The organism is Streptomyces solincola, assembly GCF_002982015.1.
Classification (GTDB): Bacteria; Actinomycetota; Actinomycetes; order Streptomycetales; family Streptomycetaceae; genus Streptomyces; species Streptomyces solincola.
The window spans coordinates 15080-36578 of the sequence record NZ_PVLV01000097.1; the positions used below are offsets into that span (position 1 = coordinate 15080).

Sequence of the window (21499 nt, forward strand, 5' to 3'; positions counted from 1 at the left end):
CGCCGTGTCCTCGCCGCGGAGGCGGGTACTCGGGATGCTCCACAACCAGATGCGTGAGCTCGTTGGAGAGGCATGGACCACTCGCAGGCACCGGTACTCGACGCCCTGGCCGCCTACCACCGGCAGGGGCAGACCCCGTTCACCCCGCCAGGGCACAAGCAGGGACGCGGCGCGGACCCACGGGTCCGCGCGGTGCTCGGAGACGCCGTCTTCCGCTCCGACCTGCTCGCCTCCAGCGGCCTGGACGACCGCCGCTCCACCGGGCGCGTACTACAGCGAGCGCAGGAGCTGATGGCGGACGCGGTCGGGGCGGAGCACACCTTCTTCTCCACCTGCGGCAGCTCCCTGTCGGTGAAGGCCGCCATGCTGTCCGTGGCAGGGCCGCACGAGAAGCTGATCGTGGGCCGCGACGCCCACAAGTCGGTGGTGTCCGGCCTCGTTCTGGCAGGCATCGTGCCGATCTGGGTCGACCCCCAGTGGGACGCCGAGCGCCACCTCGCCCACCCGCCCTCGGCCGACGCCTTCCGCGCCGCCCTGGCCGAACACCACGACGCGCGCGGCGCCCTGGTCACCACGCCCACGCCCTACGGCACCTGCTCCGACCTCTCCGCCATCGCCCGGGTGTGCCACGAGCACGGCGTGCCGCTCATCGTGGACGAGGCGTGGGGGGCGCACCTGCCCTTCCACCCCGAACTGCCGACCTGGGCGATGGACGCGGGCGCCGACGTGTGCGTCACCTCCGTGCACAAGATGGGCTCAGGACTCGAACAGGGCTCCGTCTTCCACCTCCAGGGCGACCTGGTGCAGCCGGAGGTGCTCAAGCAGCGCGAGGACCTGCTCGGCACCACCAGCCCCAACGTCCTGATCTACGCCGCCCTCGACGGCTGGCGCCGCCAGATGGCCGAGCACGGCCGCAGGCTCTTCGACGACGCCCTCGCCCTGGCCCACGACACCCGCGCCCGCATCGACGCGGTCGACGGACTGCGGGTACACGGCCGCGAGGACTTCTGCGGTCCCGGCAGCGCCGCCGACATGGACCCCCTCCAGGTCATCGTGGACATCTCCGCCCTGGGCACCACCGGCTACGCCGTCGCCGACTGGATCCGCGAGCACCACCAGGTCGACCTGCACCTGTCCGACCACCGGCGCAGCAGCGCCCAGCTCACCCACGCCGACAACCAGGAGACCACCGACACCCTGGTGAACGCCCTCACCGACGCCGTCCGGCACGCCGACACCCTGCGCCCCGCCCCGGCCGTCGAGGTACCCGACCCGGCCTCGCTGCGCCTGGAGCAGGTCATGCTGCCCCGCGACGCCTTCTTCGGCCGTGTCGAGCAGGTGTCCTGGGAGAAGGCGGCCGGCCGCATCGCCGCCGAGATGCTCACCCCCTACCCGCCGGGCATCCCGGCGGCGCTGCCCGGCGAACGGCTCACCGAGGACGTGCTGCGCTACCTGCGCAGCGGCGTCGAGGCCGGGATGGTCGTCCCGGACGCGGCCGACACGGACGTCACCACGGTCCGCGTCAGCACCGAGAGCCCCTGACCGCCGCGCGCACACAGCTACGTCCAGGAGGCGCCGAGCGCAGCCCGTCCCGGTACCGGCGCCTCCTCGTCGCTGCGATGACGACGGCGGCAGCGGTGACGGAGCGCAGAGGGACAGGTCAGGAGGGCGGGTAGGGGGAGGTCTTGAGCCGGCGGGCGAGGTGGACGGTGTTGGCTGCGAGGGTCTTGGTGGTGGATGCGGTCTTCTCGGGGGTCTGGTCGAGGTCCTGGTAGTCGGTGCCCTGCATGGCTTCGCCGACCCAGTAGGTGACCGCGCCCGGGGCGAGGGAGAAGCCGACGTCGTTCAGGCCCTGGAAGAGGTCCGCGCTGACCTTGTGGGCGCCGTCCTCGTTGCCGACGACGCAGACGGCGGCGACCTTGCCGTAGGTGAGCATGCGGCCCTCGTCGTCGGTCTGGGAGATCTCCGCGTCGAGGCGTTCCAGCACGCGCTGGGCGAGGCTGGAGGGGTGGCCCAGCCAGATGGGCGTGGACAGCACCAGGACGTCGGCCGCGAGGATCTCGGCACGGATCTGCGGCCAGGCGTCGCCGTCGCCCATGTCGGTCTCCACGCCGGGCTTCACGTCGTGGTCGGCGATCCGGATCGTGGAGCCGGTGACGCCGTGTTCGGCGAACGCGGCCATGGTCTGCTCGGCCAGCATCTGCGAGCTGGACGACGCGGGGGAGGGGGACAGCGTGCAGACGAGCGCTACGGCACGCAGAGGGCTGCTTGCGGTGGTGGTCATGGTCTGCGGCTACCCAGGCAGACCGGGCCCATCTCGCCCGACCGGACCGGAGGACTCGAACGGCGGCTGCACCGCGACCGCGGCGGACAGCGGGAGCGTGCAGGGCAGGGGTGTAGGCCCCGGCCGCGTCCGCCGCTCCCGTCCACGCGGCCGGTTCCTTCGCCCCAGCCGGCGACCGGGCCGCACCGGGTACTGGCCGCAGCCGCTTCCGGTACGGCCGAGGCGACCCCGGAGCGTCCCTCCCCACGGCACGGGAGAGGGGCGCGACGCCAGCGCTGAGCTGCCTTGCGGCTGTGGTCGGCCTCCTACCGGCGTCGGCGCCGCTCCCTGCTGTACGGCACCCCGTTGGAACGGCCGAACGGGATGGAGGAACGCATCACCCGCACCCGCACCGGCCCGACACCTTGAGGGGAACCGTGGGCACGGGCGGCGCTCGGACAGCCCCCGTGTCAGCCGCCGGCGCGCTCGTAGTCGTAGGTGGCGGTCGCCTTCGAGTAGGTCCATTCGGGGTCGAGCAGGCGCTTCTTGAGCTGGGCGGCGGCCTGCTTGTCCTCGACGATGTGGCCGTAGTCCTGTAGCCAGGCGGGGTAGGCGTTCTTCGAGCCGATGTAGAACGCCGCGTCGTCGACGGCGACGAGCTTGTGGTGCAGGGCGTAGGGCGTTCCGTCCGCCCAGGTGGCTTCGGCGGCGGCCCGGAAGGACGCGAGCTGGAGGTTGCGGCGCATGACCTGCTCGCTCTTGGCGGCGTCTCCGGTGATCTTGTCGATGCGGCCCCTGAGCGAGTCGCTGATCTCCTTCAGGGACGTGATGTTCGAGTAGCCGCCGTCACTGCCGCTGCCCTTGTTCGCCGGGTCGCTCACGACGAGCCGCACCTTGACCCCCTCGACGAGCTTGGCGGCGAGTGTGTCGTACAGCCGCACGTCATAGCGCGGGAGCGGAGGGCAGGGGCCGCTCATGTCCTGCTGGGAGATCACCACGTCGTGCGTGGCGCTGGCCACGAGGGAACGCAGGGCGTTCTCCTCCGGGTTGACCGTCTCGTAGTCACGGCGGGCATTGGTGTTGTCGGGCAGCTTGAGCTTCTTGCAGGTGAGGTCGGCGGGGGTGTCCGGGAATTCCGGCTTGTACGTCGACTTCGGGTCGTTCTTGCGGATGCCCACTCCGAGTCCGCCGACGGCGATCACCGGTACGTTCCCCGTCGGGGCGGACGGCTCGGGGTTGGATTCCCGCTCAAGGTCCGGCATGCAGGCGGCGCCGTTCGAACCGGCGAACCACGTGTGCGAGGCGGGCCCGATGTGCTTGCAGGCGAAGCCCCAGAGGGTGTCCAGGTACTGCCCGGCCGAGGCGGCGGCCGGACCGCTCAGCGCGAGGTCGACGTCGGTCACCGGGTGCGCCGTGTCGACGTAGGCTCCGGACCAGTCGTTGATGCCTCCGGAGATCACACTGCGGCCGTCGACCAGCAGGAGCTTGGAGTGGTTCCAGGACAGCGACGTCCTGGACGTGGTCGCCGCGGCGACGTTGAGCGTCACGTTGCCCGCCGCGCTGCCGAGCTTGCGTATGAGTTCGTCGCGGTAGGCGTCCGGCTTCTCCTTGCGGCTGAGGACCGGGACGGAGCCGATCAGGATGCGGACCTTCACGTGGTGGGTCCGCGCCGCTTCCTTGAGCCCCGCGACGATCGCGTCCTGGAATGCGCCGTCGGGGAAGGGCGCGAGGGTGGAGATGTCGACGGTGCGCTCCGCCCGGGAGACGTCGGCCGTCATCTTGCTGAGCAGGTTCTTGGTCCCCGAGCGGTCCGCGCACCCGGCGTCGCCCCAGCACCCCGGGGTCTGGAGCAGCCAGTCGGCCCCGCCCTCCGCCAGACCGTCGAGGCTGTTGCCGTCGCTGCGCTGCCACACCGGCCCCTCCAGCCCCGGTGACACCTCACGCAGAGTTCGCTCGACCGCGTCGAGATGTGGCGTCGGACCTTCGGCCGCCTGGCTAGCGGGGAGCCCCGTGGTCGTGAACACCACGGTGAGGGTCAGTAGTGAGGCGGCACGGAGAGTGCCGGAGTTCGTGAGGCGCTTAAGCACGGAAATGACCTTCCAGTTCGTGCTCGAATTGGGCGGATGAATAGTCCCCGAGGGCCGATTAAAGAGGGTATAAAGGCCGGCAAACGACTGCGCCTAAGATCGCGTGCGCGCGCAGGGGGCCCGGTCGACGTCCTCTCGGCTGGAGCCGCTCATGCGGAATCGGAAACCTCGAGAATCTCGCTCGTATCAATGTCACAAGGACGCCTCCGGCTGCTCGTCGCCCTGAATGCACGGGCCGCTGGCTTCTGCGCGGCACGTTGCGAGGCGGCGGATGGGCCTGGATGGACGCTGACGCCAAGGGCGTTGTGAGACAAAGAGGTTGTAGCCTGTTGATGAATCCCCACCCTGAGGCCGTCGGCGGACCGGTGCGGACGTCGCATTCTTCCAGCAGCCGCATTCCGAAAGTCTGTACGCGCAGTCACCCTCGTGGAGCCACCGAGGCATCAAGACTTCTGGTGAACAGAGTTGATTATTTTTCAGGTCCGCCGAAAAGGCTCGCATGCCCGCACGGAGCGATCATTTCTGTTCGAAGTCTTCATGGAGTTCCAGTCGATCGGTCGATCGACTGGATGAAGAGCCCTCCACCGCGTGTTCGGCGCGGGTTCGTCGAGCCGGGTGATCGCGACAGCGCCGCCGTGTGCGGACGTCCCGGACGAACCGGGCGGCGCGAGAGACCTACGCTTATGTTCCGTCAACAGGACCGAGTCGACGACGACATCGCGCACCCGGTCGAGACCCGGGAGGCCCTCGACGCGCTCGTCGAGGCCAACAGCCGGCGCCGGGCGGGGCTGTGCCCGGGCTTGAAACCGGTGGCGTGCTCGACCTGGTGCTGAGATCCCCGTCTCAGCCGGGGTGACGCGGTCTTCGGCCCCGCAGTGGGCGGTGGCGGCACCTGTGCGGAGATGACGGCGCCGTCCGCGCCGTACACCGCACGCGTCCCCGTCCATCCCACGGCCATGCTGGCCTGGGCGCGCTGCACCTCCCCGGCCGACCCGGAACGCCCGCCGGGCGCGAGGGGCCGGCGACGAGAATGAGCCGGTGCTGCGCACCGGTGCCGCCCCCCTGGTGTCGCGCTGCCCACCGTTTCACGTCCGTTTTCAGGGGATATCAAAGCCTGGCGTCGGGCGCCGCGCGGGCCGTTTTGCCTTCGTTGAGCACCGGGCTAAAACGCGCTTGATGTTCCGCCCTCTCCGTGTGTTGGCCGGAAAGAGCGCCCAAGGATTGGCGCACCTTCCACGAACGGGTACACCTTGCCGCTCAGAAGCGCGCAGCCCCTGGAAGTCGACCGGCCGAAAGTATCGCCTCGTCATGTGGCCTCCGGTCGGCCTCGCGGCGTCCGACAACGACGCGCACGGTGCTGTCCGCTCGGTCCTATATGTGAAACTGAGGTGCACGTTGTACAGAACTTCTCGACCGTCAGCCCCCGAAGCCCCGGCATCCCGAGTGCGACGTCGCCGGGCTGCGCAGCGTTCGGTGGCACTGCTCGGTGTGATAGCCGTGGCCTGCGGTGTGTCCGCGCCGTCGGCAGCAGCCGCCGATACGAGGAAGCGGCCGTCGGACAGCCGCCTGGAAGCCGACTGCAGGTCGGGGAAGGCCAGATGCACCTTCAAGGCTGACGGCCCCGGAAAATTCTTCCGGGGGCCCTTCCGGCAGGTGTCCAAATCCCTTTTGAACTGCAGCAGTTCCGATGTGGCCAAGACCATGGGCTGGGAGGACTCCCTGACCGTCACCGACGAGGCCGGTATGTCTCTGAACCTCGGCTCGGTCCAGCCCGTGGCGGCCGGCATCTCCGCGAACCTCTCGCACAGCAAGGCGAAGGCGCACGTCGCGAGCGGAACGGTGAACGTCACGGTGAAGCCCCGAGAAGTGGGGTGGATCGCACGGGCGCCCCTCATGCACAAGGCGACCGGCGAGTGGACGACCCACTACTTCTTCCCTGTCCATGGGCGTCGCCACTGGAAGATAGCGGGTACGATCCTCGGCCCGGTGGAGAACGGAACGGCCGGGAAGTACAGCGCGGTGATGGTGAAGACCCGGCCGATGACCAAGAAGGAGATCGCTGCTTGCGCTTCGCGTCACAAGCCGAAGCAAAAGGCGGACTGACCGCAGCGAGCGGTGGCCGGCGTCCGACCCGGAGACGGTGACATGATGCCGCCGCGCCCCGCTCACCCTACGCGCAGTGCGGCCCCGTCTCACATCGGAGACGGGGCCGCACTGTGTACGGGCGGCATCGCCTCCACGGCGTCCTATGCCAGGCGATCACCGAGGTGTGCCGCCCCGATCACCTCAGGCTGCTCCGGGCTCACCGTGCCGTCTTCGCCGCCCCCTGGCGAGGGGGCGCCTCCACCCTGAGCAGGTGTTCGGTGGTGAGGGTGGACGAGCTGAAGGAACCGCAGTGCTCATGGAAGGCGGCGGACGATGTCTCCCCAGAGCGACGACCGGGGGAGGCGGGCCGGTCATCTGGGTACGAGACGTCGCCGTAGCCAGTCTCCTCTATATGCTCGGCCACCTCTCGGTCGGCAACGTCATCGATCATCGCTTGACTCCTGGCGTCCGTCGCAGCCCGGCGCAGGGGTGGCCGGCCTCGTGCTCGCGGCGGGCTGGAAAGACGTAGGCGACCGTCTTTGGTTCGTACGGGGAATCGCGCCGCTCATCGTCGTACATACCGTCGTGGGCGCGGTCCAGCCCTGACAGCGGATCCGGGACCTGCCCCAGCCGCACCGCACCAGCCCTTGACACAAGGCGCCGCCGCCCGCCCCATCGGCCTGAAACACCATCGGCGCAGCCGACTCTCCGCTCCGTGACCCGGAGTGGCTCCTGCGACTGCCTCCCGCCCATACAGAGCCTCACCTCCTGACTCGTGCGGGCGCTCGTGCGCGACGCGAAGCAGCGAGAGCAGGTAGCGGTAGCCCCGCGTTCCCAGTGCCATGGGCGGGCCGCCGGCGTTGCGGCCCAGCCGCCCAGGCCGACCGGCCTCTGTCCCCTCGGAACCCTAGCCCTCTTCCGCTATGTGTGCCGCCGCCGGCACCAGGCCCGCAGTCAGGGCGCCGATGGACAGAGGGTGGAGAAACGCTTCCCGCCCCACCATGCGCCCCCTCTCGTGACTGTTCCTCATGTGCGTTCCATCTTGATGAGTCGTCACATACCGTCTGTGCGCGCACATTTAACTCTGCGATAGGGCGCTGTTGATGCATCAGGGGGTTACGTGATCCCCGTAAGATCATTGATCGCGTTGAAGGGAAACATGATGACCCTGATCCGTACCGCTGTCGCGGGCTCTGCCCTGCTGGGCACCCTCGGGCTCGGCGTGGCCTCACCCGCTCTGGCCGCGGACAACCCCCGCGAGCAGGCGACGGACACACTGACCATCACCTCCACCACGACGACCGGCGACGGCGCCGTCAAGCACGTCGACTTCAGCGTCGACGGCACGCGTGTCATGCAGCACCACTACGTCACCGACGGGTTCGGCGTCGACTACTTCTCCGAGACGCGCCTGTCTCGGACCCAGGCTGCCGAGGTGCAGCGGCTGGCCCGGAGCAAGGCTCTCGCATCGGAGCAGTGGACGCTGGTGTCGGTGAACTGCGCCCCGGGAGAAAAGACCACCTGGGACGTGAAGGCGGGAGACGTCGAGGTCTCGACCGCTTCCTGCAACGGTGCGCTGCCCGTCCTCCCCAAGACGGCGTCGCGCATAGTGAAGCTCGTCGCCTCCGCCTCGCAGGGCTGACGTTCGACGCCGGCGGCGTCTGGTCAGGCTCGCAGCCGGTGAACGCGTGCTGCCCTAGGGCTCATGGACGGTGACGTGCATGAACCCCACGGGTCCGGTCCGACGCCCGNNGACGCCCGCGACCTCCCCGACCGCGTCAGGTCGACTCAGCCCTCAGGGCCGGGCGGGGACGAAGAGGGGGCTCTCCGGCGCACCTCAGCGAGGTGTCACCACCGCGAGCCCCTTGGCCCGCTTGTCGTTGTCGATGCTGGCCTCGCAGTGGAACTCTGACTCGTCGACCTCGCCGTGCATGTTGCGCACGACGCACGACGCGCGGTTCTTGTGATTCCTGTGCACTTCCGCATTGACGTACAGCATGTAGAGCTTCTCTCCGCTGAGGAAGTACGGAGCCGTCGCCTGGAAGGCGTGCGCTGCACTGGCAGACCACGTGTGCGCATTCTCATCCGGGGCGTCGATGCCCAGGACGGGCCGGGGCGCAGGATGGAACCGGCCGCCGTCGGAGACGGTGGCCGGCTCCCCGCTGGTGGGCAGCAGAACCGTGTCCGTCCCGTTCACCACCTTCATGTCCACTGACAGGTGCGACTTGGAGGCCGCGGAGGCGGGGGTGATGGTTCCGACGACGGAAAGCGCGGTTACCGCCACTGCCGCCGCCGCCGTGATCATTCGATTTCGCATATGAGACCTACTCATCAGAATTTTCCAGATCTGCTTCGAGTTGAGAATAAGGATCGCGTCCCGTCGGAACACTCAGCTCACGGAGAGTGAGGGGGTGCGATCCCCGGCTGCCCTGGGATGACAGGGCGTTGCACGCGAAGTTTCGACGCTCTCAAGGCGCCGCCCGGTTCGTCGGCCAAGCTTTTCGAGTGCGGGTGGGGGCGGGTCACGCACCGTCGCCTACCAGCAGGCGACAACGAGAGCCGTGAACGCCGTGGTGACGCTCTGGCCGAGTCAAGCTTTCCCCCCGGGAAAGGCTTGTGCTGACACGAAGATCGTGGCGTGCGGAAATCAACGCGCTCCTTACGCGGGTGAAGCGGACGGTTTACACCAGCGGCGCGGTGCGGAAAGGGATTGGAGCGTTTCTCCCTGATGTGGTCGTCAGGGGAGCGGGTCTGGCGCACCGGCTGGCCCAGGCGCGAGCTGCCTGTTGTGCCGCGAGGTATCCGCACGAGCCGTCATCTCGCGGCCTGCCGACCTGCTGCTGAAAGGCAGACCGCTGTGCGGGATCGTTCCCGGTGGAGTTGCGCTACCACCGCGACTCCACCGGGTCGATCCCGCACACGTCCGCGAGTTCATCCGTCGCCGACTCCAGTGCGAACATGCCGGGGCGGGCATACGCCGGGCACGCGCGTCGCGTGCAGCCTGAGGCGAGCCGGTCCGGATTCCTCCGCCTGTCCCCGCCACGAAGGCGACGATCTTATGGCCTCACGGCGAGACCTCGTCCGAAACGCTCGGGTGAAGGGTGGTGCCACCGATCTTGATGGTGCGGGCCTTGACCAGGGGCAGGTCCTGCTTGTCGTACACGGTCCGCCACCATTCCCAAGCGAGGCCGGTGCACTCGTTGATCTTCACGCGGAGGTTGCGCACGTTGCCGTTGAGGTGGATCGACGTAGAGAAGTGAGCGGTCTTGCTCTTGCCGTTCTCGGACCAGTGCCGCGGTGTGAGGACCTCCTTGCCGGCCTCGTCGTAGCTCACCTCGTCCCAGTCGACGAAGAACCGGGCCACGTAAGCCCCCTTGTGGTCCAGCTTGAGCTCACCGCTGTCGTAGGCCCTGGCCTTCGTCTCCACGTACTCCGAGTAGTTCTGGATCGTGGCCGGCGCGTTGTCCTTGAGGAAGGACGTGGTGTACGAGATCGGCACCCCGGGGTTCAGCCGACCGTAGCGGCTCCCCTTCTGGATCACCTTCTGCAGGTCGTCCATGTTGCCGCTGACGGCCTTCGTCGCGTCCCCGGCGTCACCGCCGAGTACCACGGCGCTGAAGGAGGTGTTCTTGAGGATGTTCTTCACCTCCGTGTCCGCGTGGGCCTCACCCCCCTTGAACGCGACGTCGAAGGCTTCCTGCACCTTCTCGCTCTTGCTGTCCGTCTCCAGCTTCACGTACATGGAACGCCCGTAGGAGACGTTCGACACGTACACCGGCGGGGTCTCGCTCGTCACGCCGCGCTTTTTCAGGTCTGCGGGGGTGACGTCCGGCGCGAAGACGTCAGCGGGCTTGTTCGGCGCGTCCACGCTGACCGTGTAGTAGATCTGCCGGAAATTGACGATCTCCACCTGCTTCTTGCCCGAGGCGACAGCGGAGAAGTCGATGTTCAGGGGTGCGGCCAGCTTGGTGAAGGACGACCCGAACTTGGCCTTCAGCTGAGACATGCTGTAGGCCATGCTCTTGTCGTACTGAATCCTGGCCGGGATGTTCGGGTAGCTCGGCGCGTTGTCGGCGTTCCACCGCTCGAGCAACGTGTTGATGCCCGACTGCACCGAGCTGTTGCTCGGCTGCTTCACCACCGTGGAGTTCTTTCCGGCCATGCCGGGAAGATCGACGCTGATGGTCTCCGGGGCCCGCCCGGCGGAGACCAGAGTGGGGCTGTTCTCCACCAGGCCGCCATTGGCCTGGAGGATCGCCCCGGGATAGGTCTTGTCCGCGTTCGAGGAGATCGCCGCGATGTCCACCGTCGGGTTGGAGAGGGACTTCTTCTCCCGACTGAGAACGACGAACTGCCCGTTCTGCTGCTGCCCCTCGGTCGGGGGCACGTTGGTGACCTTCTCCCCCTGGAAGGTCAGTATCTGGTTCTTGTCGTAGCTCAAACCACTGATGTAGTCGTTGAGCTCCGCCTTGCCGTCCGTGGGAACAGCGGCACTGGCGGGGGTCGTGAGCATCGTGCAGCCCATCACCGCGATGGCGCATGCTCCGACTGCCTTGACTCCGACTCTGTTCATGTATGCATCCCTATTCTTGTGTGGTCCGCCGTCTTGACGCGCCTCCGGCTCACTCCCCGGGCGAAATCCGCGGGCGTGTGATGGGGTGCTGCTGGCGTCGGGCACTGCGAATCGTAGGGGCCGTGTCTGAGGGCGGCGCTGGTGCCGACTTAACGGATGGTTCAGCGAATCGGGTCTGTGTGCTGCCGCCGCATTGGTCCGGCACTGGAATGATGCCTCGTCATATTCGGCGGCATTGCGCGATGAATATTGACTCGGATGAGTGCTTCATGAACCGGCGGGCCGCGTGCGAGGCTTCCGTGCCCTGTCCCGCCTGCCCGGAGAGGGGCCGCCTTGGCTGCAGTAATCGGTGTGGCTGCGGGATCAGACTCAGCGACGCTTAAATGTGTTGATGCTCGCCATGCATTGCTTCGGGGTTGTGAGGTCACTGGCCTGGAAGTGGGGGATCTTGGGGAGTGGATCTTGTGGAGCGGCTTGCGCTGCTATTCCTGGACGTCGATGGAACACCTATCCCGTTGCGCGGCACCTCCGGTCAGCCCTGTCGGGTTCGACGGAAGGAATCTGAGTTGATCGCACGGGTCTTCCACCGGTGCTTCGCGCTAGCGGGTCCGGCTGGCCGCGGTACAGCTCGCACCGCAGCCCGCTTGCAGACACCGGACGTCAAAGGCACAGCAGCTGATGCTCGTGCCGGCTGGTGCTCGGATTCGCGGATGGCACGGGCGTACCGCGCCTCGCTGCCCTTGCGTCGCTTCGCTTCCTCGGGCGCCTCCCGCTGTGATTCGAGCACTGGGTGCTGCGCGCCCTTGGGCGCCGCTGGCCCCCGGGACCGGCCTGCCATCCGGCATGGACGCCTTGGCCAGGTCGTCGGACGCGCACGGCGGGTGGTGCAGCCTGAACACTGACCGGTCCGACGCCTACCGCCGCCGGCGCACCCGTGCGGCCGCCTCGACGCCGTCGCCGCCCCATGCTTCGAAGTGGAGTAGGACCACACCGGCAGGTCCTCGTCGAGTACGACGTGCGGCAAGTGCCCCCGCTTCCGCCAGAACCAAGACGTCGACCGCGCCCCTGCGCGCGGGGCCCTGGTGGCGGGCCAGTCGCCCGTCATCCGTGACGAGCAAGTCGCCCTCCGCGTCACCAGCGGCGCCCGGGAACCGCCGGGGCGTCGAACCCGCGGGAGCAGAGGCGCACCAGCGGGCCTGTGCCACCGTACCCGAGGCGCTCCCGTTGCTCCGGCGGCCGCTTCGGGACGGACACCTCGCGACGCACCTGCGGGCGATCCCGACCAACCAGTAGGCAGTCCTGGATGCGCGCACCCTACCGGCGGAAAGCGCGAGGTCCTCCCTCGCCAGTCAGCGCTCTGGGTGCACGGAGGGGGCTGGAGGGCTCGTGGCCGGGTCAGTGAGCCGATGCCGGCAGACACGGCGGCTTGGGCGGCGGCGTCACCCCGGGTGGGACCGCCTCGGCACGACCACTTCACGAATCTGCTCACCGATGCTGTCGCCTTGGGCGGGCGGGCGGAAGGCGACAGCATCGATCCCGACGCGAGGGTGGCGGCCGTCGACCGTAGGGCGTTCTCACCCGGTTCCGTCAGGGCCGCGCTCCCCGTCCGGCTCGGGCCAGTACCGTCAGTGCCACGGCGCAGATCACTGCGAAGCCGATGGTGGCGCCGGCCGTGGCGCGGAGTGTGCCCAGATGGACGGATGCGACGCCGACCGCGACCACCGGCACGGAGAAGCCGGAGTAGGCCGCGAGGAACAGCGCCGAGGTGACGGCGGCGCGCCTTTGGGCCGGAGCGATGCGGTTCACGGTCGACTGTCCCCCGATGAAGACCAGTCCGACAGCTGAGCCGCCGAGCACGGTAGCCACCAGGAAGAGGGGGAGGCTCGCCCACGCGAAGGCAAGGACGATAAGCAGCAGTCCGACGGGCAGGGCCATCAGGCCGACTCCGAGCGCGCGCCGATCGGGAGAACTTCGCGCTCGGAGTTCGGCCGTGGCCGCGACGCCGAAGAGCAGGAACACCACAGCCCCGCCGAGCGCGTGGCTGGTCCAGTGCAGGTCGTTGCCGAGGAACGAAGGAATCAGCCCGACGAACAGCCCGAGGACGAAGAAACCTGAGAAGACTCCCATCGCCGCGGGCAGGAACTCTGCCCGGACACCGACCGGCAGCCCGACGTCGAGGCGGGGGGCGTACCGCCGGTCTCGCAGCGGCACCGTCTCGGGAAGCGAGGCGAGTATGAGGCCGGCAAGTGTGAGCAGCCCCAGGTATGCGGCGTAGACCAGGCGGGTGGGGGCCGGGGCGTACTCGCTCAGAAGCCCCGAGAGTACCGGTCCGAGGCCCAGGCCGATCATGCTGGCGGCCGTGGCCACCACGGCGGCCCGGCGAGCGTCGCCGTCCGGTTCGAGTTCGCTGAGCCCCGCGGTCGCCGGTGCTGCGACGAGCCCGATGGCCAGACCGGACACCAGCCGTGCGAGGCACAGCATCAGCACGTTCTGCGCGGTCAGGAAGATCGCCGCGCTCAACGCCATCAGCACGATGGCCGCGGCGATGACAGAGCGTCGGCCCAGGTGGTCGGACGCCCGGCCGTAGCAGAGGAGCGATGTCAGCACCCCGACGGCATACACGCCGAAGACCACTGTTGTCAGGTCGGGTTTGAAGTGGAACTGGGCCTCGTAGATGACGTAGAGGGGTGCCGGGATGTTCGCGCCGGTCAGCACCGCGGACAGGACGCCGGCCAGCAGCCAGAAGTGTCGGCGTCGACGACCTTCTCCGGCCCGCCCGAGCGCGTCGCTTCCCGGACGCCGTCCCCCTGCGCCGGCCGAACCGACCATGCCACCTCCCGTAAGCCTGCACCGCACGAGAACCGCCCGGGTGCCACGACTCCGGTGCGACGGGCTCGAGGCGCTACGGCACCTGTGCGAAGGAAGGGCACTCGGCCTGGAGTGTACATTCGAGTTTCCCCCAAACGTCATGTCTCTGGCGCTATCGGACGAAGTAGTGCAATCCGTATGGTCGGTCCATGGTTCCTGTTCCGCCGACCGCGGCGAGCGAAACTGAGGGCCCGGGCGGGCGCCGCCGGGAGCGATGGGTGCTGGCCGCGACCAGCCTTGCGCTGGGCATGACCTTCGCGGACGAGACCCTGGTCGGCGTGGCCCTGCCGACCATGAGGGATGATCTTGGGATCAGCGGCTCGCTCTCCCACTGGGTACCGAACGCATACCTCCTCACCTTCGCGGTCCTGGCCGCGGCCGGCGGCCGGTTCGGTGATCTCGTCGGCACTCGTCGGATGTTCCTTCTCGGCACCCTCGGCTTCGCCGTCGCCTCGCTGCTGTGCGGGCTCGCCACTAGCGGCGGCGCCCTGGTCGTGGCGAGGGCGGCGCAAGGCGCGGCGGCCGCCGCAATGCTGCCGCAGGCCATGGCGATCATCACGAACTCGTTCCCGCCGGACCGGCTGGGCCGGGCGATCGGGACCTACGTGGGCGCGGCGTCGGTCGCATTGGCGGTGGGGCCCCTGCTCGGCGGGGTGCTCACCGAGAGCCTCGGATGGCGTTCGGTGTTCTTCCTCAACCTCGCGCCCGCGGCGGCCGTTCTGTTGATCGCCCGGGTCGTGGTCACCCCACGCACGGGTGCGGGCCACGGTGCCAGAGGCTTCGACGGCTGGGGGCTGGTCACATCGGTGGCCGGTCTGGGGCTCCTGGTAACCGCGGTGATGCAGTCGACTGAGTGGCACCCGACCACCGTCCTCGCGCTGCTCGCCGCGGGAGTGCTCCTGTTGTGTGGGTTCGCACGGACCGAGACGCGGCGCGCCGAACCCCTGGTGGACGTGCGGCTGCTGGCCGGGCGCCGCTTCCTGGGCTCGGCGGTGATGGTGTTCTGCGCGCAGTTCAGCTTCCTGGCCGCGGTCCTGTACGGAGCGATGTACGTGCAGGACGCCCTCCGGCTGGGCCCGGCGGCCGCAGGTCTCGCCATGCTGCCCGCCATGGTCCCGACCCTGCTCCTCGCACCGGCGACGGGGGCGCTCTCCCGGCGTCTCGGCGCCCGCCCGCTGACGATCGTGGGCGCGATGGGTGCGGCTCTCGGCTTCTCCCTGATGGCCGTCGCAACGGAAGCGGAGGTCTACTGGCCGTTCGGTGCGGCGTTGCTCGTGTGGGGGATCTCGATCCCGCTGGTCTACAACCCGGCGCTGTCCGTCGCCATGTCGGCGCCTCCGACTGCACGCCGCGGGGGTACGTCGGGCCTGTTGGAGATGTGCCTTCAGATCGGCGGCACCCTCGGCACGGCGGTGGTGGGGGCGACGCTCCTCCGCACCCACTCAGGCCCGAACCCGCTCCCCGGCAGCACGTTCGCGCAGGGCTTCTTCGTCACGTCGGGGGTGCTCGCGGCAGCCGCACTGACGCAGGGCCTGCTGATGGCGTCGGACACGTGGGCGAGCGGCGGTGCGCCATCGCCGTGACGCAAGCAGCCGCTGTCCGTGGCGACCGTCCTGACGATCACGGCCGCCCCGCAGCACCACGAGCTTTGCCGGTCTGCGGATGCGTCACGTCCCGGCCCCGCACCCAGCAGACCACCGGATTCCGGACACCGTCCAAGACCGTACTCCAGGCCCAAGGCAATCCCCGGCCGAGGTCGCCCGGCCCGACTCGACCTGGGTCGCCGACCGGGCGGTCTCGCCAACGCGCGCTGCCGCTCGGCCCGGCCGGCCCAGACCTCCGGCCGACGTCGCCGGCCCAGCCACTGTCCAGCGCCCATCGAGCGCCTGGTCACGTCGGGCAGGACGTAGCCCCGGCCGGGTCGGCGCACCGCGACGTGGTCCCGCAGGCAGGCGGCCGGCCACGCCGGGTCCGAGCGTTCATCGACCTCGGCGAGCACGGCCGCCCACTTGGGGGCCGTCCAGGGCGCCGGGGCGGCGCGAGTCCGCCAGCCAGTGCCCCAACGGCCGGTCCGGTACCGACACCGCCCCCGCGCGCGCACAGCGTCTGGTGCTCCGTGCAGTACGGCCTTGACGGCCTCCAGATCCTGCTGGAACCGTATGACTCCGTACTGTTTCCGTCATCCGCCTCGGGTGCTCCCGGTCAGCGGCTGGGCCGCCGCGTACCCGGTGACGGACACGCCGTAGCAGACCGGCGCGTGGGTTACCCCCTGAGCCGCACGTTGCAGGCTGTGACCCTCAGGGCCTCCGGCCCGGCCGCGGCTTGAGCACCCGTACCCGTCACCGAAGCTACAGGGGGGTGGGACCGGATCGCCGCCTCCGTGACCAGGGGGTGCTCTTGTCGCGCATGCGAGGGAAGGGAATGCAGGCCGCCGCAAGGCCGCACAGCAACAGGGCCACCGGGGGCACCAGCGTCCAGCGCCGGGCCTCACTCAGCAGTACGGCGGAGAGCGCGGCACCGGCGATGACAGCACCCAGACGAAGCGGTGCCCAGAGGCTTTGTCTCCCGCCGCCCAGGCCCTTCACGACGTACGTCGCCAGAGTTCCGGTGAGGTAGGTGGTGGGAGAAGCCGTCCTGCCGGCGGTCACCATGGCTGCGGACTGCATACCCATGGCTGCCGCTACGCCGCACTGCAACACGTTGCGGAGCAGGGCCCCGGGGTTGCCGTCCGTCAGGCCCCAGGCCAGCGCGCCCACGCCGAGCAGGGCGGTCTCGGCGACGAGCACCAGCAGTGTGCGGCGGGGCCAGGAGGCGGTGGTCGGTGTCGTGCCGCGCGTGTAGAGCGCGACGATCGTCAGGCCCGCCGCAAAGCCGGTCAGCGCCAGCGCGGCGGGGATCACACTGCCGGCCTCCCCGCGTCCGGCGGCCATGCCAAGCAGTGCGAGGTTGCTCGTCATGACACCGGCGAAGACCTGGTTCAGGCCCAGAAAGGAAATCGTCTCCACTCCGCCCGAGGCCGCGACCAGCAGCAGGAGCGCGAAGCGCAGCGATGGACTCGGGCCCCGCCCTCCCACCTTCACCGGCCCCCTTCGACGTGCGGGTATACGGAGCGCCGGGTCGCGGTGCGCACGGCCGCCGCACTGCCGGAGAGGTCGGCTCGGGCACCGTCCTCGAACGCCGCCTGGGCGACGACCACCCGGGCGACGTGCTCGGACGTTCCGGGAAGCTCGCGAATCGGAGCGAGCCGGGGTGCTCCGGTCCCGGCGGTGACCGAGTCGGAGAACCGCTGGGCGACCGTGTCGGCGGCGACCCGCAGCATGCCGTCGGTGACGCGAGGCACGGCACACCACCGGCTGGCCATCCGTGCGGAGCCGCCGCGTGAAGTGCCGCCGTTGACCATGTCGTGGTCCGCCTCGCCCTCCGTGGTCCCGTCCGAATCCCGAGCGGGGTGGGGCCGCTGCGGAGATCCCGGACCTTCCCCCCCCCCGACTATCGGGGAGGCGGCCGGGGACCGCACCCGCAGAGACCCGCGTCCCGGCGCAGCAGTGCCCAGAGGAACCCCAGCCTGCGCACCGGGCGGAGTCCCCCCAGCAGAGCCCCCATGGGCCGGCGTCGTCGGCCGAGCGCTGCACCATGGCTGGGTAGCGGCAGCGGGCGTGCGTGACACGCTGTGCCGTCAGCTCCACGGCTCCCTCGTCGCGAGCCCGTAGCCCTTGGGCGTCTTCACCAGCGGTGGGAACCCGAGCGAAAACAAGCCCTCAAGGCTTTCGCCCGGTTTCAGGGCTACCGGAACGATGCTCGGCGCGGCCACCCGGCCCGCCAGCCCGACGCCCTCCGCGCCGCGCGGCCCGGAGGGCGTCGGGCAGGGCGAGCAGCACGCCGGCCGCCGTGAGCACCGCGACGCCGCGCAGCACCGTGTCGATGCCGCCCCGGTCCGCGGCGGCCCCCTCGGTGCTGCCCCGCAGCCCCTCCAGCAGGGTCGCCGCGAGCGACGTGGCGATGGCGGCGGCCAGGTACTTGAATGCCAGGGTCAGGCTCGCCACCGCGCCCGCCTGCGGCGTCGGCACACGCTGCTGCGTGAGTACGGTGCACAGGGCGCCGCTGAGACCGATGCCCGTCCCGCAGAGGGCCAGCGTGAGCGAGTACGCGGTGGGGAACGGCGCCAGGCTCACCGCCAACGCCCCCGCGCCGGCGACCGCGAGAGCTGTGGCGAGCCACCCCCACGCGCCCGACCGGCCGGCGAGGCGGCCCGCTCCGTAGGCGGCCGCGGCGTTCGGGAAGGAGAAGGCCAGCAGAGTGCATCCAGCAACGAACGGTGACAGCCCCATCGCCTCCTGCAAGTCCCACGTGACGAACGTCGAGACGATGACGAACCCCACCACGGAGATCGCGCCCGCCAGCGTCAGCAGGCGCAGCGGGCGGTCTCGGTACAGGGACCGGTCGAGCAGCGGCGGCTTGTCGCTGCGCTCCAGCAGGGCGAAGCCCACGAGCAGGGCGAACCCGCCGATCGCGCACAGCAGCGTCGCGGCGGAGGACCACCCCCAGGTGGGACCGCGGTCGACCGTCAGCGTCAGCAGCACCGCCCCGAACACCACGCAGCCCCCGTTGAGCAGTGGCGGGCGGCGCGCGGCCGCGTCCGGGTCGAACGACGGTGTCACACACCAGTGGATGAGCGCCGCCGACACCAGGCACACCGGCAGCACGCCCACGAACACCGACCGCCAACCGAAACCGGAGACGAGAGCCCCGCCGACGAACGGCGCGAAGGCGGCGGCACCGCTCGCCGCCGCCATCACCACGCCCAGACCCACCTCGCGTCGGCGTCCGGTGAACCCTCCCGCGGTCATGGCGATCGCCCCGGGAACGATGAACGCCCCCGCGATCCCCTGGACGACGCGGCCCGACACCAGCAGAGCCAGGGACGGCGCGCAAGCACACAGCAGGGAGCCCAGCGCGAACAGGGCCAGTCCGTGGATCGTCGTGCGCCGCCTGCCGAACGCGTCGATGACCCACCCCGCGACCGGCATTCCGGAGCCGAAGGCGAGCGTGAATGCGGAGATGAGCCACTGCAGGTCCGTCACGGGCCTGCCCACGTCCTCGGCGATCTTCGGCAGTGCGACGTTCACCGCCAACCAGTCGAGCTCCACCACCAGCGCGGCCGACGCTGCCGCGAGCAGCGCCAGGCGGTCGCGACGCCCGAACCTGGCACGGCTCCCCGTGCTCGGCGCCACCACGTCCTCCCGTCCGCTGCTCCCGATGTCCCCCGACGACCAGCAGAGTCCATCACGCAGGGGTCGAAAGCGCCGCGCGGCACCCTGGCGGTGACGCGCGATTCACCGGAGTCGCGCAGGGGCGGCGCCGCCCGGAGATCCGCCGGCTCCTGGAACACTCCCGCGCACCACCGAACCAGCCGACCTCGCCCATGAGATCTCGCGGCCACTCGGCCCACCGGCGACGAGGCCGCCGAGCGGCCGCCCACCGCAGTCACCACCCGGAGAGCAACCGGCTCAGGACACGATCCGCTGCTGGAGTCACGGGGACCTGTCGAGGGCGGCGTCGAGGGTGATGGCCGCGTCGATGAGAGCGAGGTGGGTGAAGGCCTGCGGAAAGTTGCCCAGCTGGCGTCCTGTCGGGTCGATCTCCTCCGAGTACAGACCCAGGTGGTTGGCGTATCCCATCATCTTCTCCAGTACCAGGCGCGCCCTGTCGGTCCGTCCGGCCCGTGCGAGCGCGTCGACGTACATGAAGGTGCACAGCGAGAAGGTGCCCTCCGAGCCGCGCAGGCCGTCCGGGGAGGCTTGGGGGTCGTAGCGGTACACCAGACTGTCGCTGACCAGGTCGCGCTCCATGGCGTCGAGCGTCGTGACCCACATGGGATCGTCGGGGGTGACGAACCCGACGGTCGCCATGCGCAGCAGAGAGGAGTCGAGCACCTCACTGCCGTAGTGCTGGACGAAAGCCTGACGCTCCGCGTTCCAGCCGTCGGCCATCACCTGCCGGTAGCAGGCGTCCCGTGCTCGGCGCCACCGCTCGGCGCCGGACGGTCGGCCGTTCGCCTCGGCCAGGCGCAGGGCTCGGTCGAAGGCGACCCAGGACATCGTGCGGCCGTAGGTGAAGTCCTGCCGCCCGCCGCGGGTCTCCCATATGCCCTCCTCCGCCTGGTCCCAGTGGTCGGTCAGCCATTCGAGGTTCGTCAGCAGCGCGGTCCACCCGTCGTGCGCCATGTGCAGGCCGTGGCGGTGTGCGAAGTAGATGCTGTCGAGGGCCTCGCCGTAGATGTCCAGTTGGAGTTGGGAAGCGGCGCCGTTGCCGATCCGCACCGGGGAGGAAGCCGCGTAGCCCTCCCAGTGATCGAGGATCTGCTCCTCGAGGTCGGACGACCCGTCGACCCTGTACATGACATTGAGGGGGCCGGTGTCTCCGTGCCTGCCGGCCTGCTCCCTGACCCGGGCGGAGAGCCACTGGATGAACGCCCTGGCCTCGTCGGTGAAACCCAGGCCCAGAAGGGCGTACACCGAGAAGGAGGCGTCGCGGATCCAGGTGAAGCGGTAGTCCCAGTTGCGCTCCCCGCCCAGCTGTTCGGGCAGTGCGGCAGTCGGGGCGGCCACCACGGCGCCCGTGGGCGCGAAGGTCATCAGTTTCAGCGTGATCGCCGAGCGTTCCACGATCTCGCGCCAACGCCCCGTGTAACGCGACTGGCGCAGCCACGTCCGCCAGAACCGCACCGTGTCTTCGAAGAGTTGCTGGTACTCGGCCAGCCGCATGACCCTGGGCGGCCCCTCTGCCCCCCATTCCAGGGCCAGCCCCCGCTCCTGGCCCGCCTCGAGCGTCAGGGTGAAGTGCAGCGCGTCATGCGGACCGCCGAGCATGTCGAGCAACCGCTCCTCGTCCGGCTCGCGGATGGGATGCACCGTGAGGTGCGAACCGTCCTCCGCGGCGAACACAGCTCCGTGCGGGGTGGTGTGCAGCCTGTGCGCCACGCGCCCGTACTCGAAGCGGGGTGCGATCTCGATCTCGAAGGTCATCCTGCCGCGCACGCAGCGGACCATGCGCACCAGCCGGTGGCTGCCCGTGACGGTCCCGCCGGTCACCGGCATGAAGTCGATCACTTCCCCCGCGCCTACGTCCGTCATGAAGCGGGTGACCAGGATCGCCGTGTCCGGCAGGTACATCTGCTTGGTTGCATAGGCCCGCTGCCTGGGCCGCACCGTGCACTGCCCGCCCCTGTCCTTGTCCAGCAGGGCGCCGAACACGCTGGGCGAGTCGAACCGGGGGGCGCAGAACCAGTCGACGCTTCCGTCGGTCGTCACCAGCGCCGCGGTCTGCAGGTCACCGAGGAGGCCGTGGTCCTCGATCAGTGGGTAGTCGTCCATCGATACCCGCCCTTCGGTCTTCACCTCACCCGAGCAGTCCCTCGGGGTCAGGTTAAGCCGGACGGTGGAAATCGGCGCGCCTGTCCCCTGGGGCTGCGGGCGACGAAGAGGGGAAGAACGCGGTCTCGGCGCATCGCCGGGCACCCTTGCCGGGCCGGCTCGGCCGGGGCGCCCGCGGTGCGGATGCAGCGGAAGGAGACCGCTCGGGGGCCCGGGCCGGGTTCAGGCTCGGGTGGGGGAGGGGCGGCAG

The 21499-nt window shown here is 69.7% G+C and carries 14 protein-coding genes; 5 read left to right on the top strand and 9 right to left on the bottom strand.

The window, feature by feature from the left end; all coding sequences use genetic code 11:
- Nucleotides 1–72 precede the first annotated feature (72 nt).
- On the top strand, nt 73–1542 hold the full coding sequence (locus C6N75_RS32065) for an aminotransferase class I/II-fold pyridoxal phosphate-dependent enzyme (protein ID WP_105868058.1): 1470 nt from the start codon (nt 73–75) through the stop codon (nt 1540–1542).
- A gap of 118 nt (nt 1543–1660) precedes the next feature.
- Here the strand turns inward: C6N75_RS32065 and C6N75_RS07495 are convergent, their stop codons facing one another.
- Nucleotides 1661–2284 (bottom strand): flavodoxin family protein, encoded by a 624-nt coding sequence (locus C6N75_RS07495; RefSeq protein WP_105868059.1) that lies wholly within the window; start codon nt 2282–2284, stop codon nt 1661–1663.
- Nucleotides 2285–2733: 449 nt separating this feature from the next.
- Complete coding sequence (locus C6N75_RS07500; protein ID WP_258177278.1) at nt 2734–4200, bottom strand: phospholipase D-like domain-containing protein; 1467 nt, start codon at nt 4198–4200, stop codon at nt 2734–2736.
- 833 nt (nt 4201–5033) lie between these two features.
- Between C6N75_RS07500 and C6N75_RS30510 the strand changes: the two genes are divergently transcribed.
- The 3 genes from C6N75_RS30510 (at nt 5034) to C6N75_RS07515 (ending at nt 8077) form a co-directional block, all read left to right on the top strand.
- Complete coding sequence (locus C6N75_RS30510; RefSeq protein WP_181160384.1) at nt 5034–5183, top strand: hypothetical protein; 150 nt, start codon at nt 5034–5036, stop codon at nt 5181–5183.
- Nucleotides 5184–5823: 640 nt separating this feature from the next.
- Nucleotides 5824–6453 carry a hypothetical protein gene (locus C6N75_RS07505; RefSeq protein WP_146132506.1) on the top strand — a complete coding sequence of 210 codons (630 nt, stop codon included), beginning with the start codon at nt 5824–5826 and terminating at the stop codon, nt 6451–6453.
- A gap of 1141 nt (nt 6454–7594) precedes the next feature.
- Nucleotides 7595–8077 carry a hypothetical protein gene (locus C6N75_RS07515; protein WP_146132507.1) on the top strand — a complete coding sequence of 161 codons (483 nt, stop codon included), beginning with the start codon at nt 7595–7597 and terminating at the stop codon, nt 8075–8077.
- 195 nt (nt 8078–8272) lie between these two features.
- Here C6N75_RS07515 and C6N75_RS07520 read toward each other — a convergent pair whose 3' ends face one another.
- From C6N75_RS07520 to C6N75_RS07530, 3 genes are all read right to left on the bottom strand, one after another.
- Nucleotides 8273–8740: a hypothetical protein gene (locus C6N75_RS07520; RefSeq protein WP_105868064.1), complete on the bottom strand. Its 468-nt coding sequence runs from the start codon at nt 8738–8740 to the stop codon at nt 8273–8275.
- Nucleotides 8741–9499: 759 nt separating this feature from the next.
- Nucleotides 9500–11008, bottom strand: coding sequence for a thiol-activated cytolysin family protein (locus tag C6N75_RS07525; protein ID WP_105868065.1), 1509 nt, complete (start codon nt 11006–11008; stop codon nt 9500–9502).
- 1587 nt (nt 11009–12595) lie between these two features.
- Nucleotides 12596–13837, bottom strand: coding sequence for an MFS transporter (locus C6N75_RS07530; RefSeq protein WP_181160385.1), 1242 nt, complete (start codon nt 13835–13837; stop codon nt 12596–12598).
- A 257-nt stretch (nt 13838–14094) separates the two neighbouring features.
- On the opposite strand from C6N75_RS07530, the gene C6N75_RS07535 reads away from it, so the two are divergent.
- Nucleotides 14095–15459 (top strand): MFS transporter, encoded by a 1365-nt coding sequence (locus tag C6N75_RS07535; RefSeq protein WP_181160386.1) that lies wholly within the window; start codon nt 14095–14097, stop codon nt 15457–15459.
- A 765-nt stretch (nt 15460–16224) separates the two neighbouring features.
- On the opposite strand, the gene C6N75_RS30515 is transcribed toward C6N75_RS07535, so the two are convergent.
- From C6N75_RS30515 to C6N75_RS07550, 4 genes are all read right to left on the bottom strand, one after another.
- Nucleotides 16225–16956 (bottom strand): YoaK family protein, encoded by a 732-nt coding sequence (locus C6N75_RS30515; protein WP_181160387.1) that lies wholly within the window; start codon nt 16954–16956, stop codon nt 16225–16227.
- Nucleotides 16953–17216 (bottom strand): hypothetical protein, encoded by a 264-nt coding sequence (locus C6N75_RS30520; RefSeq protein ID WP_181160388.1) that lies wholly within the window; start codon nt 17214–17216, stop codon nt 16953–16955. Before C6N75_RS30520 ends, C6N75_RS30515 begins: the two co-directional genes overlap by 4 nt.
- 418 nt (nt 17217–17634) lie before the next feature.
- Nucleotides 17635–19107, bottom strand: a complete 1473-nt coding sequence (locus C6N75_RS07545; RefSeq protein ID WP_181160389.1) for an MFS transporter — start codon at nt 19105–19107, stop codon at nt 17635–17637.
- A 300-nt stretch (nt 19108–19407) separates the two neighbouring features.
- Nucleotides 19408–21249, bottom strand: a complete 1842-nt coding sequence (locus C6N75_RS07550) for a glycoside hydrolase family 15 protein (protein WP_105868070.1) — start codon at nt 21247–21249, stop codon at nt 19408–19410.
- Nucleotides 21250–21499: the final 250 nt, after the last annotated feature.

Excerpts from the sequence above, each read along its gene's own strand:
- C6N75_RS07525 (WP_105868065.1), bottom strand. The coding sequence starts at position 11,008 with ATGAACAGAGTCGGAGTCAAGGCAGTCGGAGCATGCGCCATCGCGGTG.
- C6N75_RS30510 (WP_181160384.1), top strand. The coding sequence starts at position 5,034 with ATGTTCCGTCAACAGGACCGAGTCGACGACGACATCGCGCACCCGGTC.
- C6N75_RS07530 (WP_181160385.1), bottom strand. The coding sequence starts at position 13,837 with ATGGTCGGTTCGGCCGGCGCAGGGGGACGGCGTCCGGGAAGCGACGCG.
- C6N75_RS07495 (WP_105868059.1), bottom strand. The coding sequence starts at position 2,284 with ATGACCACCACCGCAAGCAGCCCTCTGCGTGCCGTAGCGCTCGTCTGC.
- C6N75_RS32065 (WP_105868058.1), top strand. The coding sequence starts at position 73 with ATGGACCACTCGCAGGCACCGGTACTCGACGCCCTGGCCGCCTACCAC.
- C6N75_RS07515 (WP_146132507.1), top strand. The coding sequence starts at position 7,595 with ATGATGACCCTGATCCGTACCGCTGTCGCGGGCTCTGCCCTGCTGGGC.
- C6N75_RS07520 (WP_105868064.1), bottom strand. The coding sequence starts at position 8,740 with ATGATCACGGCGGCGGCGGCAGTGGCGGTAACCGCGCTTTCCGTCGTC.
- C6N75_RS07550 (WP_105868070.1), bottom strand. The coding sequence starts at position 21,249 with ATGGACGACTACCCACTGATCGAGGACCACGGCCTCCTCGGTGACCTG.